Genomic DNA, 13851 nt, shown 5'->3' on the forward strand with positions numbered 1-13851 from the left:
ATTCCCTCCTCAGAGAAAATTACGCCGCCCGGGAAAGGCGATGCGTGGCAAGCAGTTCTATCGAGGCAAGCCGCTGATCGGCCCCGACATGCGGCGGCTCGATGATGAATTCCTCGATGCCGTGCTCTTCGGAAAGCGCACGAAGCGCCTTGTGAATATCCTCCGGCCCGCCATGCAGGACGTTGGGCTTGCGCTCTTCGATGCGGTAATCGGTATCGCCGGACTGGCGGGCGAATTCCTCCGCCTGTTCTCGGCGGCCGAGGTTGAACGCCCGGCCGTCGCTGAGGAATACCCGGTAGATGCGCTGACCTTCCACCTGTCTCGCAGCATGGGCGGGGTCACTGGCCGCAAAAGCCGACAAAGCAAGGATCGGAGCGCTTCCGCCGCTTTCTTCCCGGAAAGCCGAGAGGCTGCGGCGAAGAACCTCCACATCGCCATTGAGATGGCCGGCAAAGACGAAATTCCACCCCCTTGAAGCCGCAAGCCTTGCGCTTTCCGGGCTGGCGCCGAGCAAAAATCGTTCCGCAGCGACCGGCGGTACAGGTGTTGCCCGCAGCCCGGCCTGTACGTGGTCCTGCGGCGCGGCGCCGGATAGAAACGTGGTGAGTTCACTGAAGGCCGTTTCGAAATCCGGTTTACGGGCAGGGTCATAGGCCTGCTGCAAGGCCGACGTCGCCAGCGGCAACCCGCCCGGTGTCTTGCCGACGCCAAGATCGACCCGGCCGGGCGCGAGCGACGACAGCACGTTGAAAACCTCGGCGACCTTGTAAGGGCTATAGTGCTGCAACATGACGCCGCCCGAGCCGACGCGGATGTGGGAGGTCTTCGCCAATATCCACGCAACCAGCGCTTCCGGTGCGGAACCAGCAAGCTCCGGCGAATTGTGATGTTCGGCCACCCAGAAACGGCGGTAACCCAGCTCTTCGGCGCGCCTGGCAAGATTGATCGTGTCGCGGAATGCACTCGCCGCGTCCTCACCCGTTGGAACCGGGCTCTTGTCCAGCAAACTGAGCGTATACATCATCACCTCGCGTGTCTTTGATGCATACTTTGTCTACCGATTTTATATTCTAATAAAGGATGATCGTTCCACGTTGCAGCGCGATCAGAGAAAATATTGTTTTCAGTGATGTTTTCGGAAGCCAGCCCCGACAAAGCCATCGGTAAAGCCGAAGGAATGGCCCAAAAAGGCTGCAACAAGCCGTTTTCCGCGCCAAACCCGGACGAAACGGGCTTGCGCCGGAATTCGCTAAAAACTACTTAGTAAGTTAGGAATAATATGGCCCGGCGCCGTAAAACGTGCCGACTCTCTTTTCGGATCATGCGATGTTGACCAAAAAAGGCAAATACGGATTAAAGGCTCTTGTCGATCTGGCGCGGTTGCCCCAGGGCGAGACCGCCTTCGTGACCGAAATTGCAACCCGCAACAATATCCCGAAAAAATTCCTGGATACTATTCTTCTGGAGCTGCGCAATAGCGGTATTCTGCGCTCCAAGAAGGGTCCGAATGGCGGTTATTCGCTGTCGAAAATGCCATCCGAAATCATGATCGGGCAAGTCATCCGCACGCTGGACGGACCTCTGGCCCCCATCCGCTGTGCAAGCCGCACGGCCTTTGAAGCCTGTGACGACTGCGATGATCCGGAGACCTGTCAGGTCAGGGTTTCGATGACGGACGTGCGTGACGCCATCGCAACCATTCTGGACAATATGACGCTTGCGCAATTCGTGGCGAAGGACGGGCAGAACGCCCGCTCCATTCCGGCCGGCGAATAGGATTCCGCACGGCCCTTCATTCGAGCTTTGCTTATTGCCTGCGCAGATCGTCGTCCAGCGACGCGATCAGCCCGGCTTCACTGACGCCTTCGACAAGACCGAGGCGTGCCATCAGGATTTCAAGCGTGATGGCATTGTTGCGAACCGAGCGAAAGGTGACGTTTTCCGCTCCCACCTGTGCCGCATCGATATTGGCCGCAAGGCTGGATATCTGCGCCTTCAGGAGTTCGATGGCGAGAAATATTTCGCCTATCACGGGTCGCGCCGCGCCATCGCCGGCCAGCCTGTCGATCAGCAGCGCCGAAAGTTCACGCTGCTTTTGCCCCAGAGCCACGGCGGCTTTCAAAAGGGTGGAAACGGAAACGGCCAGATTTCCGGCACCCTGAGCCAGAAACACCACCTGATCGGCGCGTAACAGACCTTCCCATGACGTATTGGGGCGGTTGCGCAGAACGACGAGCAAAGGCTGCCCGGCCGTGTTGACGGCCGGCACGACGATCCAGTCCGCGTCGCCCCTCACCGACCCCGCAACGTCATCGGGAAGCCGCAGGGCATAGTCGTCTTCCGTCACCGTAACCGCCTGATCCAGATCCGCGGCAGATATTGCCAGTGCGAAGGTCTCGCCAAGATTGAGACGGGCGAAGAGCGCCTTGCGCTGATCTTCGCTGCCCGCATTCCTGATGAATTCAAGCGCGGTGAAATGTTCGACGAGATCATGCGCCGCCGCCGCATCGGCTGCGGAAATGATGGCGAGCGCCTGCGAGAGAACATCATTGGTGATGTCCGCCCCGCCGAGTTCCGTTGGAACGGAAAGAGCAAGAAGACCGGAGCGGGCGATCCGCGCTTGGATTTGCCCGGGACTTTCAACGGCGCAGTTTTCGGCGATCGTCCGGGCAACGGTCAGCACATCGACATCCGCGCCGAGGCGTGGAGGAACGAAACGAAGTCTTTCGCCGAGAGGCGTGACGGATCCCATGCTCAACTCCCTCAAAGAATGACAAAGTGAAAGCGCCGAACGACCGACGCTCAGTCCAGAGAATGATAACGCCCGTTTTGATAGAGCAGCGAATGGCCGGAGCCGATGCGGATCGCCTCCACCTTGCCGATGACGATGACATGGCTGTGCCGTTCGATCGTCTCTTCAATGGTGCAATCGATCGCGGCAACAGCATCTTCGAGAATGGGCGCACCGCTCGACAGCCGTGTCCATTCCGCACCGCGATACCGGTCCGGACCCTTCAGGCCGCCGATGCCGGCAAACTGATTGGCGACAAACTGATGGTTCGCCCCAACGATGTTGACGGCGAGATGACCGAAACGCTGCACCACCGGCCATGTGGATGAGGATCGGTTGAGCGCCACCAGAATGCGCGGCGGATCGACCGACAAAGCGGTGGCCGAGGTCACGGTCGCGCCCGTTCGTTCGTCGCCCTCACCCGCCGTAATCACGCTGACACCGCCGCCCAGCGTTCTCAGCGCCGCCTTGAGGCTGTCGGCATCCGCCGCCTTGCCGGCGACCGGGTCGCGGAGGTTGATGAATTGTTGATCCTTGGCCGCATATTGCAATGTCATCGGGTTGCTCCTGAAAACAGCTGAATTGTTCAATAGCTAGCAGCGGCGGCGGGGGGTGAAATAGACATCGTTTTCCATAATGATAATATTCTATAGAAATAATGTTTTATGTGCCGTCGCCTGATTTCGTCCCGCCGCAAGGATATCTGCCGAAAAGGTGGGAGGCACAGGTGGCCTCCCGTCGATGGATCAGGATCCGGACACCAGCTTGACGTTGCCGCCATGACCGCCGCCACCGAAAACCTGTTTCGCGCCGAAAGAAGATCGTATCTGGTTGCGAGGCCCGCCAAGCCCGATTTCCGGAAACAGCAGTTCGGATAGCCGATAGGCTTCCTCCAGATGCGGATAACCCGAGGCGATGACGGTATCGATGCCCAGCGCCTGATATTCCCTGAGCCGCGTCGCCACCGTCTTCGGCGAACCGACCAGCGCCGTGCCCGCACCCGAACGGACGAGACCGATGCCCGCCCACAAATTCGGAGAGACTTCCAGCCGGTCGCGCCGGCCATTGTGCAGCGCCTGCATTCTCGCCTGTCCGACGGAATCCGAAGCCCTGGAGAAGACCTCCTGAGCGGATGCGATGGTTTCGTCGGAGAGCTTCGAGATCAGCCGCTCGGCATCGGCCCATGCTTCCTCGTCGGTTTCACGCACGATGAAATGCAGACGGATGCCGAAGGTAACCTTGCGCCCCTTTTTGGCGGCGGCGGCGCGCACCTTGGCGATTTTTTCCGCCACCTGCGCCGGCGGCTCGCCCCAGGTGAGATATTTGTCGGTGATACCGGCTGAAAACTCGATTCCGGCATCGGAAGAGCCGCCGAAATAAAGCGGCGGGCGCGGTTCCTGCACCGGCGGCAGCCCGAGTTTCGCGTCCACTGCCTTGATATATTTGCCGTCGAGGCTTCCCTTGCCGGTTTCGATCAGCGAATTGAACACCTGGAAGAACTCATCGGCGTGATCGTAACGCTCGTCATGCGGCAGGAAAATGCCGTCACCGGCCAATTCCTGCGCGCTGCCGCCAACCACGATGTTGAGAAGCAGCCGGCCATGGGAAACGCGATCGAGCGTCGAAGCAAGCCGCGCATAATAGGCAGGCGAAGCGACGCCCGGACGGATGGCGACGAGGAATTTCAGCTTTTCGGTATAGGCAGCGAGATTGGCCGCAAGGATGAAGGATTCTTCGCAGGCGACACCGGTGGGGATGAGCACGCCTGAATAGCCGAGCCGATCGGCGGCCTGGGCTATTTCCCGAAAATAGCCAGGATCGGCAGGACGCGAAAGATCATCCGAGCCGAGATAGCTGCCATCGCCTGAGGTGGGTATGAACCACAGAAAATCGAGTGGTTTATCGGATGTGCTCATCGGCAGGTCCTTTGCAATCTGCCCTCGGGCAATGCGCTTGATGATAAAAGGGTAGCCAATTCCCCGGCACGTTTAAGAAATTTTGTTCCAATTTCCATCCGGCGAGGAGAGTTTCTCTCCCGGATAAACCGCGCTTCGAAGGGAAAAGGAGCCCTCGCTGATGGTCGTCAGAAGACCGGATAAAGGCCGAGCATCGCAAAATTCATTTCGCAAATCTCTTCCCGTTCGAGTTCGAGATCGCTTTTCTCCTGCCTGATGCGTCCGGAATGATCCAGAGGATGAAGGCTGACCTGTTCCTCTTCCCGCGGCTGACGCCGGGTCAAACCGAATAGATCGAAAGTAAACGCATGAAGTCCCTGCGGCATGTGCGCCTCCTTTGCTCAACTCCCCTTATCCTCGGGCGACCGTCCGAAATCGTCAATATTTTCCATAAAATTACTATTCTATAATTGGAGGATCGCCGGCAAATGTGGACTAAGGTTGCGGCGGCGGAAAAAAATCCGTTTCCGGCCGCCGATATGGAGCCATCGCCGCTTCATCTGGCGACAGCGGTGATTTTCAGGTGTCCGGCCTCACGGCAAGGCAAACCGGCGCTTGAGAAAAAGGCCGGCAAATGCGCCCAAACCGCAAAAAACAAGAAATACCCAGCCGGAAAGCGCGCCCGCATGGATGCCCGACAGCAGCACGCCAATTGTGCAGCCAAGCGCGGTCATACCGCCCCAGCCCATCAGCACGCCACCGGCAAACCGTGTCGCCAACCCACCGGCGGAAGGCCATGCGGGCTGAAATTTTCCTGATGAAAGCGCAGACGCGAGACTTGCAAATATCAGTCCCGAAACGAAGAGGCCGTTCGGCGACAGGATCGTCGTTTTAACGGCACTGATGCATCCCCGCACCGTGTCGAGCCCCGCAAGCGTTTCCGGCACCCAACCCGCCGCAGCCCCTGCCGTTCTGACGATGCTGCCAAGTTCGGCCGTCACCCCGAGCGGTGCGACACGGAAATAGGAAAAGGCGCTGATGGCCGCGACGAGAACCCCTGTGACGACGGGCGGCCAGCGGTCGATGAAGACGCTTCGGAATGCCTGTTGCAGCCGGTTTTCCGGGGCCGCGGTCGCAGAAGCGGGGACGGTTTTATCGAAAAACAGAACGAGAAGGATCAGAACGGTCAACACAGTGCAGGCAATCAGCAGCGCCGGGCCGTATCCCAGATGATGCGGTAACCAGATGGGCAGATCGTCAAAAACGCTGACCGTATAGAGAAAATTCCAGCTGAGAAACGCCAGCAGGAAGCCGACCCCCGCTCCCACTATGGCAAGCACGGAACCGAAAGCCCCCTCGCCCAGCCGGTAAAAATGCCCTGACAGGCAGGAGCCGGAGAGCGCTGCGCCGAAACCGAAGACGGTCGCCGCCACCGCCAGAATCCAGCCGACGGGGCCGATATGCGCATTGGGCGGCAGGCGGCCGGGTTGCGGCACCGGCATCCACGCTGCGGTGACGATCTGGTAAAACACCACCCCCGCCAGCAGGGCGACGAGAATGGCCACAACACCGTCCGAACGCCTGCCGTCGATGAAGTCACGAAAATTGCAGAGAAAGCAGAACCGTCCGCGCTGCATCACGATGCCGAAAGCGGCCCCGGCCAGAAGGGAAAATGCAAGCGGCCTGCCGTTCTCAAGCAGCTCCACTCGATAAGCAGCAACCGTCACGGCACATAAGATGGCAAGCGCCACGAGGCGGGAAAGGGTCGAGCGCATGGAATACCGGCAATGTCGGAAAAAAGGATGCCGGCGCGCCACCCGACGCGCCGGCTCACGGATGAAGGCAGCTAAGGCTTATTTGCCCGTCCAGACCGTTCCCGTCGGATTGCTGATCGGCACACCGACCGCATTTCCGTACTCGGTCCAGGAACCGTCATAATTGCGGACGTCGTAACCGAGGATCTTTTTCAGCGCGAACCAGGTGTGGCTGGAACGCTCGCCGATGCGGCAATAGGTGATGATGGGAGCCGAGCCGTCGACGCCCTTCTCGGCATAGATCGCCTTGATCTCTTCGGCCGATTTGAAGGTTCCATCCTTATTGACGATTGTGCCCCACGGAACATTGACGGCGCCGGGGATGTGGCCGGCCCGGACGGACAGTTCCTTGACGCCATCCGGCGCGAAAATCTTGCCGGAATATTCATCCGCCGAGCGGATATCCACCAGCTTGATGTTGTGCTTGCCCTCGGCCACCGCAACCACGTCCACAAAGCGCGCCCGGACCGAGGTGTCGGGCTCGGCAAGCTTCAGTTTCGTTTCGGCCTTTGCGGGTGCGGATGTGTCGAAAGGCAGTCCCTGCGCTTCCCAGAGCTTGCGGCCGCCATCCAGCAATTTCACCCGGTCGCCCAGACCGTAGGTTTCGAAAATCCACGCCCCCCAGGCGGCAAACCAGTTGTTGTTATCGCCATATAGAACGATCGTCGTATCGTCACCCACGCCCGCCTTCTGCAGCAGGGACTGGAAATTGTCGCGCGCGGCAATGTCGCGTTTTTCCTTGTCGACGAGATCCGTATGCCAGTTGAGGTTCACCGCACCGGGAATATGCCCGCGCTCATAGACGCCCGTATCGACGCTGACTTCAAAGACCCGAACTTTCGGATTGTCGAGATTTTCCTTCAGCCAGTCGGCCGTCACCAGCGCTTCCGAAGCCCCAGCCGTGGCCAACGATACCGTCGACAAAAACAACCCGCCGAGAGCCGACGTTACAAGCTTGATCCTGGACATTTCCTTACCCCTTTCCCTAATTTGATGACCAATGAAAGGTGACGGCAAAACCGACCGGCGCGAAGAAATGCTTTTCTATATTTTTTATGGAAAATAAATGCGGCCACTCAAAAACAATCTTCAGGCGAAATTCAAAATTCCATCGGTAAAAATCGCCAATAAAGCGCCCAAAGGTTGTAAATGATGCCAAAAACAAAAGAAGCGATCAACCAACCCGCACTCATCCCATTCGGCAAGGAGGCTGGAAAGCCCCGGCCTTTCTCTAAAAATGCGCGTCGCCCAGGGCAGTCAATCTGCGCAGCCTCGATCCGGCCACCGCCTTTGCAGGCGCGTCCTCTGCCTTCAACCGTTGGAGAAGAGCATAACCCTCAGGCCATCGTCCGTAGCCGCTGGCAATATTGATATGTCCGACGGCGCCGAGATTGATGAGATCGCTCCCCCACAGGCTCGCACTGCGCGCGAGCTCTTCGCAATCCATATAGGGATCGTTCATGCTGCCCACGACGAGGCTGGGAAACGCAAGCGGTTGCTGCGGAAACGCGCCGAACCGGACGATACAGGGATGCATCGCCTCAACGCGGTCGAGATGGGCGGGTGCGACCAGAAGCGCGCCCTTGATTTTGGCGGCCGAGGGGCGAGAGGCCATATTCGCCACCAGCAGGCAACCGAGGCTGTGGGCGACGATATAAGCGCTTTCGACTGTCGCCAGCGCGACCTCGAGACGATCGAGCCAGTCCTCGAGAACCGGGCATTGCCAATTGTCCTGATCGACCAGCCGCGAGTCGGGATCATCCAGCAACCAGTGCCGTTGCCAATGTCCTTCATCCGAACCATTCAGGCCAGGGACAATCAAGGTGGTACACATGCCTGCTCCATGGGTTGTGGGCGGTATGTCGCAAGCATGGTGAATTTCGCGATTTCCGTCGACTATTGCCTTGCTCACCTTTCGAAGCCTCGCGAAAAATCGATCCAGACAATTTCGATCATGCAGAAAATGCGTTCTCAGCGATGCAGATAATGTCGACCAGAGGGAATCATTTCCTCAAATTTTTTATATAGAAAATATGTGCAATATAGTCTTTCCAGACGGAAAGCTTTTCCTCCGCCGCATGACAAAAGAAACGTCGCTGCTTCGCCGGGCCGCCGCCGCTTTGCCATTCTCGCACCTGCGGAGGTTTGCGCCTCCCGTAGGCCCAAGTGGTGAAGGCCAAACGTCAGCAGGGCCACCCACCGCACCATAAAACAAAAATTCAGGCGGATAATGTGAGCAGCACAAGCGAATTTCTCTGGTACATTCCCAACGACGTCAAACCCGGCCACCGGGGCGACGCCGTCAGCGAAGACCACAACAGTCTCGATACATTGACGAGCCATGCCAGGGCGCTTGAAACCCATGGCTGGAAAGGCGCGCTGATCGGCACCGGCTGGGGACGTCCGGATACATTTACGGTGGCGGCGGCGCTTGCGGCCCGCACCACCACATTCGAGCCGCTGATCGCTATTCGTCCCGGCTACTGGAAGCCTGCCAACCTCGCATCCGCCGCCGCCACGCTCGACCAGCTTTCCGGCGGTCGAGTTCGGATCAACATCGTTTCCGGCAGGGATGAGCTTGCCGCCTATGGCGATGAAGAAGGCGATCAGGCGCAGCGTTATGCCCGCACGAAAGAATTCATGCGGCTGGTGCGGCGGCTCTGGACCGAGGAGAACGTCACTTTTAATGGCGATCATTTCCGGGTCACGAACTCCACCGTTTCGCCGCGCATCGCCGTGCGCGAAGGCCGGCCGCATCCCAAACTCTATTTCGGCGGCGCTTCCGAAGCAGCCGAGCAGGTTGCCGCAACCGAGGCCGACGTGCAGCTTTTCTGGGGAGAACCGCTCGCCGGCGTGCGTGAAAGGATCGAGCGGCTGAGAAACTTCAGCGAAAAGCTCGGCCGCGATCTGCCGCCGCTGCAATTCGGCCTGCGGATCACCACGCTGGTGCGAGAAACCACGGCCGAGGCATGGCGCGATGCGGAAGCGAAAGTTGCCGAGATGGCCGCAAACAATGGCGTACGCTGGAACGACCATCTTCAGGCCGTGGCGGTCGGCCAGCGCCGCCTGCTGGATTTGCACCGTCAGAGCGACGTACTGGACGACAATCTCTATACCGCGCCGGGCAAATTCGGCGGCGGCGGGGCCGGAACCACATGGCTTGTCGGTTCGGCGGAAGATGTCGCCGCGTCACTGCGCAAATACCGCGCGCTGGGCATCAGCCATTTTGTGCTTTCCGACACGCCCTATCTCAAGGAAATCGAACGGCAGGGCGACAGCTTGCTGCCGCTGCTGCGGGATTGATGGGCGTGGCTTGAAGATGGGCGGCCCGCCTCGGACAAGGCCGCCCTTTTGCTTCATCGGTCAACCGCCCGCCGCCTTGATGCGCTGACGGCCGAGAATCGTTCGGATCATATGGCTCTGCGGCGCATGCGCCCTTGCCGTTATGGCATCGCGGTGATGGCGCTCAAGGTCGTAGTCCCGGCGCAGGCCGCGATTGCCGCCAAGCTCCAGCGCCAGATCCGTCACCGCCACCGCATTGTCGATGACCACATGGCGAACGGCCAGTGCATCGGTTCCCACCCTCTCCCCCGCATCGACATCGCGCGCGACGGAGAGAAGGAGGCGTCGGTTCGCCGCCAGCAGCACTTCGATCTGGCCGAGACCTTCCTGAATGCGAGGGATGGAGGACAGCGGTGCGCCAAGACTTGCCGGAACATGGCCATTCAGATGGCGCAACAGATCGTCCCGCGCCGAAAGCGCGACACCGTGATAGACGGAAGCCAGCAGCACGAAGAAATTATACCCGTCCGCTTCATCGCGCCGCAGCGGCTCATCCGCCGGCTGCTCGGCGACGATATCGGCAAGCGGCACCTTCACGTCTTCCAGCACCAGATCATGGCTGGCTGTGGCGTACATGCCGGTCGCCTCCCATGCTTTTTCCTGGGCGATGCCAGCCGCATCGAGAGGGACCAGAAGCTGGATGAGGCGCGGCGTCTCTTCCGTAGTCACTGCAAGCACGATCGCCCATTTCAGGCCCGGCAGGCCGGTGACGAAGCTCTTGCGGCCATTGACCACCCAGACATCGCCCTCGATCCGCGCTGTCGTTTCCGGCAGGCCGCCATGGGCCGGCGAACCGACACCCGGCTCCGCCTGAGCATTGTTCAGGAGCGCCGGTTCCCTGCTATTGGCGGCCAGTACCTTTGCAGCAAGTGCTGCCGGCCACTTGCCGCGCCGGATCGCGGCATGAACGCTGTAATGCATGGCAAGGATGAGGGCGGTCGATGGATCGCCCCTGGCAATGGCCGTAATGACGACATGGGCCGTTTCCATGCCCTCGCCCCAGCCGCCATCCTTTTCAGCCGTGACGAGACCCAGCAGGCCGGACTTGAAGAGCACCTCGAAATTACCGGCGGCGAATTCGCCGCTTTTGTCGTGGTCCGCAGCGGTCAGGCTGAAATCCCCGGCCAGCGCGGTTGCAACGGCGGCGGGATCTGGCCGCTGCGCCGGCTCGTTCGCAACGGCGGAAAGTGCAACGCTCATGCCACCGCCCTTTCATTTGCCGTGACGAAACGGTTATCGATCCAGTCGCCCAGATCAAAGTCGTTTTCAAGGAAGCCCCATTGATGCAGGAAGTCCTTGTAATGGCCGACGGCACCGACAAGATCGGTATCGAGGCCGAGGCCAAGATGGCGATGAACATCCGGCCCGTTGGCGGCTAGAACCTGCTCTTCGGTCGCACCCGCCTCGCGTGCGATGAAACGGCGGGTTTCTTCCGGATGCTGTTCGGCCCAGAGCGAGGCCCTGGCAATTGAAGCAACCAGCCGCGCCACCAGATCTGGGCGCTCATCGGCAAGCCGTCCATCAACCGTCAGCACGCGCGGAGAACCGGAATTGATGCGTATCTTCGGATCGGGATGAAAACCGAACTCCGCCACCTGCACCGCACCGATCAGGTTCGCGGCGGCAATGCCAGCCGTTCCCTTCACGAAAATCGCATCGACCTCACCCCGCAGCAGCGCAATGATTTCCTCGCCGAAGGATTGCCGGCGCTTCAGGCCGAACAACGACGGCCCTTCCTGCGAAGCCAGCACCGAATCCTTGATGACGATGTCCTTGAGTTCGACATCCTCGACCTTCAGCCCTTCCAGCGAAAGCGCCGAAACAATGCCTTTCAGCGCCGTCGCGCGCATGAAATCGACGATGCCTTCCGGTCTGCGCGGCACGCCAAAACGGCGGCCGACGAGATCGGCGAGCGAGCGGATACCGGTCTCCGGCAGGGTGATGATTGCCTGAAACTCATCCGTCCACGTCACCCCGATGAGGCGCGTATTGCGCCCTTCCGAACGGGCGCGGATGGGCGGCACATTGCCACCGTGGCGGAAGGACCATTCCAGCGTGTGGTTGAAATGGCTTTGGCGAACCGAGCGATCCGGCGAATCGATGATGGATTTCAACGCTATGCCGACCTCTTCGAAGGTCTGCTCGAGATAACCGAGTTGTGCCGCCAGCCCCACCGGCGTGGGCACCGGGCAGCGTGTGTACCAGATTTCAGAAAGTGTCGTGCTCATGGCTTTGGCCTCGATGAAAGGGAAAGGTCCCGGCCCGCCGCAAAGGGCGAGCCGGGTCTGGCGAGACGATCAGGATGCGGCGATATGCGCAAAGGCGAGGCTTCCCGCCACACCTTCCGCGCCGATGGTGTGATCGGCAATGCGCTTGTTGAAGATGGTGATCTCCGGCGCTGCGACGATATCGATAGCCGGCACGTCCTCGACGAGAATCTGCTGGATTTCCTTCCATTGCGCGACACGCTTGTCCGGATCGATCTCGATGGCGGCGGCCTCCAGCAGCGCATCCACCTTGGGATTGCTATAGGCAGCGCCGTTGGAGAAGGGCACGCCCTTCTTGAAGTTCTTCGACCAGTAGAGCCGCTGCACGCCGACAGTCGGATCGAAGAGATTGCTCATGCCCTCATAGGCAAAATCGAAATCGCGATCCGTGTAGATGCGCTTGGTATAGGTGGCGAAATCCTGCGTCCGCACCGTCACGTCCACGCCGACCTTTGCCAGCGCCTGACGAATATAATCCGCACCGCGCGGATAGGCCTCGGTGCTCGGCACATAGTCCAGATTGAGCTTGAAACGGATGCCATCCGCACCGCGCTTGTATCCGGCTTCATCCAGCAGCGCTTCCGCCGCCTTCAGATCGATCGGATAGGTCTTCAGATCGTCGACGAACCATTTCGTCAGCTTCGGATTGATCGGCCCGGTAATCGTCGCGCCATAACCGAAATTGACGGTGTTGAAGATGACGTTACGGTCAATCACATGCGCGAAGGCGCGGCGGACGCGGACATCCTTGAACACGTCCTTTTCGAGGTTGAATTCCACGCGGCTGATCGAATTGGTATATTGATAGCCATTGGTTTCGAAGCCGAGGCTCGGCAGTTCCTTCAGCCGGTCGAGATCGCTATAGGCGACCGGCGTGCTGGGCGCGAGATCGATCTCACCGGTTTCGATGGCAATCGCCCGGGCCGACGCATCAGGAATGAAGCGAACAATCAGCTTGTCGAGATAGGGACGCGGCGCATCCCAATAATCGGCATTGCGCTCAAAAACGATATGGCTGCCGCGCACCCACTCCTTGAACTTGAACGGACCGGTGCCGATGGGTGCGAGATTGACCGGATTTTCGGTCACCTTCGTACCCTCATAAAGATGTTTCGGCACGATGGGCGTTTCGGCGGCGGCGAGCGCCGTAATCAGATAGGGCGCGGGTTTGGAAAGAACCAGAACTGCCGTCAGCTCGTCCGGCGTCTCGACAGCAGTGAGGTTCAGGAATGTATTGCGGCCGCGCGGATGCACTTCCTTGATCGTATTGATGGAGAACGCCACGTCGGCGGATGTGAATGGCTTGCCGTCATGCCACTTCACGCCGGGCCTCAGCTTGAAGGTGTAACGCAGGCCATCCGCGCTCACTTCCCATGATTTGGCCAGCAGCGGCTTGGGATTGAGGTCAAAATCATAGGTCAACAGCCCTTCGGTGACCTTGGGCGATATATAGACGGAATTATAGGCTGTGTGTGCGATCGTCGTCAGCACCGGCGGCTCCGATGAGATGAGCAGGGTGGCCGTGCCACCGCTTGCCGGCTCCGCCGCGTTGAGCTTCAGCCCCGGCAGCGACACCACGCCAAGCGCCACGGACGCCAGCAGAAATCCACGCCGCGTCGTCTGGTTGAAAACAGTCATGCAATACCCTCTCCTTGATTGAACCGGCGAAAAACCGGCAAACTGAACGGTCGCGCTTATGAAGAAGTTTGTTCCGCAGACGAGAGCGAGCTTGGCATGAAGAA

13 protein-coding genes are annotated in these 13851 nt (G+C 59.6%); 2 read left to right on the plus strand and 11 right to left on the minus strand.

Features of this window, described 5'->3' with window-relative positions:
* Positions 1-19: 19 nt before the first annotated feature.
* The gene (locus L901_RS03215) at positions 20-1024 is read right to left on the minus strand and encodes an LLM class flavin-dependent oxidoreductase (protein WP_059753412.1); all 1005 of its coding nucleotides are present in this window, start codon (positions 1022-1024) and stop codon (positions 20-22) included.
* Between the two features lie 302 nt (positions 1025-1326).
* On the opposite strand from L901_RS03215, the gene L901_RS03220 reads away from it, so the two are divergent.
* A complete protein-coding gene (locus tag L901_RS03220) occupies positions 1327-1776 on the plus strand; it encodes an Rrf2 family transcriptional regulator (RefSeq protein ID WP_059753414.1) in 450 nt (149 codons plus the stop codon).
* Between the two features lie 31 nt (positions 1777-1807).
* On the opposite strand, the gene L901_RS03225 is transcribed toward L901_RS03220, so the two are convergent.
* The 7 genes from L901_RS03225 to L901_RS03255 form a co-directional block, all read right to left on the minus strand.
* The gene (locus L901_RS03225; protein ID WP_059753417.1) at positions 1808-2752 is read right to left on the minus strand and encodes an acyl-CoA dehydrogenase family protein; all 945 of its coding nucleotides are present in this window, start codon (positions 2750-2752) and stop codon (positions 1808-1810) included.
* A 50-nt stretch (positions 2753-2802) separates the two neighbouring features.
* Positions 2803-3348: a flavin reductase family protein gene (locus L901_RS03230; RefSeq protein WP_003524682.1), complete on the minus strand. Its 546-nt coding sequence runs from the start codon at positions 3346-3348 to the stop codon at positions 2803-2805.
* A 189-nt stretch (positions 3349-3537) separates the two neighbouring features.
* Positions 3538-4707 (minus strand): FMNH2-dependent alkanesulfonate monooxygenase, encoded by a 1170-nt coding sequence (gene ssuD / locus L901_RS03235; RefSeq protein ID WP_059753420.1) that lies wholly within the window; start codon positions 4705-4707, stop codon positions 3538-3540.
* A gap of 167 nt (positions 4708-4874) precedes the next feature.
* Positions 4875-5072 carry a hypothetical protein gene (locus tag L901_RS27315; protein ID WP_003524684.1) on the minus strand — a complete coding sequence of 66 codons (198 nt, stop codon included), beginning with the start codon at positions 5070-5072 and terminating at the stop codon, positions 4875-4877.
* 207 nt (positions 5073-5279) lie between these two features.
* Entirely contained in the window at positions 5280-6461 is a 1182-nt protein-coding gene (locus L901_RS03245; RefSeq protein ID WP_059753422.1) for a YeeE/YedE family protein, read from the minus strand.
* A gap of 78 nt (positions 6462-6539) precedes the next feature.
* On the minus strand, positions 6540-7469 hold the full coding sequence (locus L901_RS03250; RefSeq protein WP_059753424.1) for a sulfurtransferase: 930 nt from the start codon (positions 7467-7469) through the stop codon (positions 6540-6542).
* A gap of 262 nt (positions 7470-7731) precedes the next feature.
* Entirely contained in the window at positions 7732-8334 is a 603-nt protein-coding gene (locus L901_RS03255) for an alpha/beta hydrolase (protein WP_059753426.1), read from the minus strand.
* A gap of 398 nt (positions 8335-8732) precedes the next feature.
* Here L901_RS03255 and L901_RS03260 point away from each other — a divergent pair, with 398 nt between their 5' ends.
* Positions 8733-9803: an LLM class flavin-dependent oxidoreductase gene (locus tag L901_RS03260; protein WP_020808888.1), complete on the plus strand. Its 1071-nt coding sequence runs from the start codon at positions 8733-8735 to the stop codon at positions 9801-9803.
* A gap of 60 nt (positions 9804-9863) precedes the next feature.
* Here L901_RS03260 and L901_RS03265 read toward each other — a convergent pair whose 3' ends face one another.
* The 3 genes from L901_RS03265 to L901_RS03275 form a co-directional block, all read right to left on the minus strand.
* Complete coding sequence (locus tag L901_RS03265) at positions 9864-11042, minus strand: acyl-CoA dehydrogenase family protein (RefSeq protein ID WP_059753428.1); 1179 nt, start codon at positions 11040-11042, stop codon at positions 9864-9866.
* On the minus strand, positions 11039-12070 hold the full coding sequence (locus tag L901_RS03270) for an ABC transporter substrate-binding protein (RefSeq protein ID WP_059753431.1): 1032 nt from the start codon (positions 12068-12070) through the stop codon (positions 11039-11041). The genes L901_RS03265 and L901_RS03270 overlap by 4 nt, the downstream gene beginning before the upstream one ends.
* 69 nt (positions 12071-12139) lie before the next feature.
* Entirely contained in the window at positions 12140-13747 is a 1608-nt protein-coding gene (locus tag L901_RS03275) for an ABC transporter substrate-binding protein (protein ID WP_059753432.1), read from the minus strand.
* Positions 13748-13851 lie beyond the last annotated feature (104 nt).

The sequence above is a fragment of the Agrobacterium sp. D14 genome (genome assembly GCF_001526505.1).
Classification (GTDB): domain Bacteria; phylum Pseudomonadota; class Alphaproteobacteria; order Rhizobiales; family Rhizobiaceae; genus Agrobacterium; species Agrobacterium leguminum.

What these genes read in the sequence shown, in the direction of transcription:
- L901_RS03215 (WP_059753412.1), bottom strand. Translation starts at nt 1,024, where the DNA reads ATGATGTATACGCTCAGTTTGCTGGACAAGAGCCCGGTTCCAACGGGT.
- L901_RS03220 (WP_059753414.1), top strand. Translation starts at nt 1,327, where the DNA reads ATGTTGACCAAAAAAGGCAAATACGGATTAAAGGCTCTTGTCGATCTG.
- L901_RS03225 (WP_059753417.1), bottom strand. Translation starts at nt 2,752, where the DNA reads ATGGGATCCGTCACGCCTCTCGGCGAAAGACTTCGTTTCGTTCCTCCA.
- L901_RS03230 (WP_003524682.1), bottom strand. Translation starts at nt 3,348, where the DNA reads ATGACATTGCAATATGCGGCCAAGGATCAACAATTCATCAACCTCCGC.
- ssuD (WP_059753420.1), bottom strand. Translation starts at nt 4,707, where the DNA reads ATGAGCACATCCGATAAACCACTCGATTTTCTGTGGTTCATACCCACC.
- L901_RS27315 (WP_003524684.1), bottom strand. Translation starts at nt 5,072, where the DNA reads ATGCCGCAGGGACTTCATGCGTTTACTTTCGATCTATTCGGTTTGACC.
- L901_RS03245 (WP_059753422.1), bottom strand. Translation starts at nt 6,461, where the DNA reads ATGCGCTCGACCCTTTCCCGCCTCGTGGCGCTTGCCATCTTATGTGCC.
- L901_RS03250 (WP_059753424.1), bottom strand. Translation starts at nt 7,469, where the DNA reads ATGTCCAGGATCAAGCTTGTAACGTCGGCTCTCGGCGGGTTGTTTTTG.
- L901_RS03255 (WP_059753426.1), bottom strand. Translation starts at nt 8,334, where the DNA reads ATGTGTACCACCTTGATTGTCCCTGGCCTGAATGGTTCGGATGAAGGA.
- L901_RS03265 (WP_059753428.1), bottom strand. Translation starts at nt 11,042, where the DNA reads ATGAGCGTTGCACTTTCCGCCGTTGCGAACGAGCCGGCGCAGCGGCCA.
- L901_RS03270 (WP_059753431.1), bottom strand. Translation starts at nt 12,070, where the DNA reads ATGAGCACGACACTTTCTGAAATCTGGTACACACGCTGCCCGGTGCCC.
- L901_RS03275 (WP_059753432.1), bottom strand. Translation starts at nt 13,747, where the DNA reads ATGACTGTTTTCAACCAGACGACGCGGCGTGGATTTCTGCTGGCGTCC.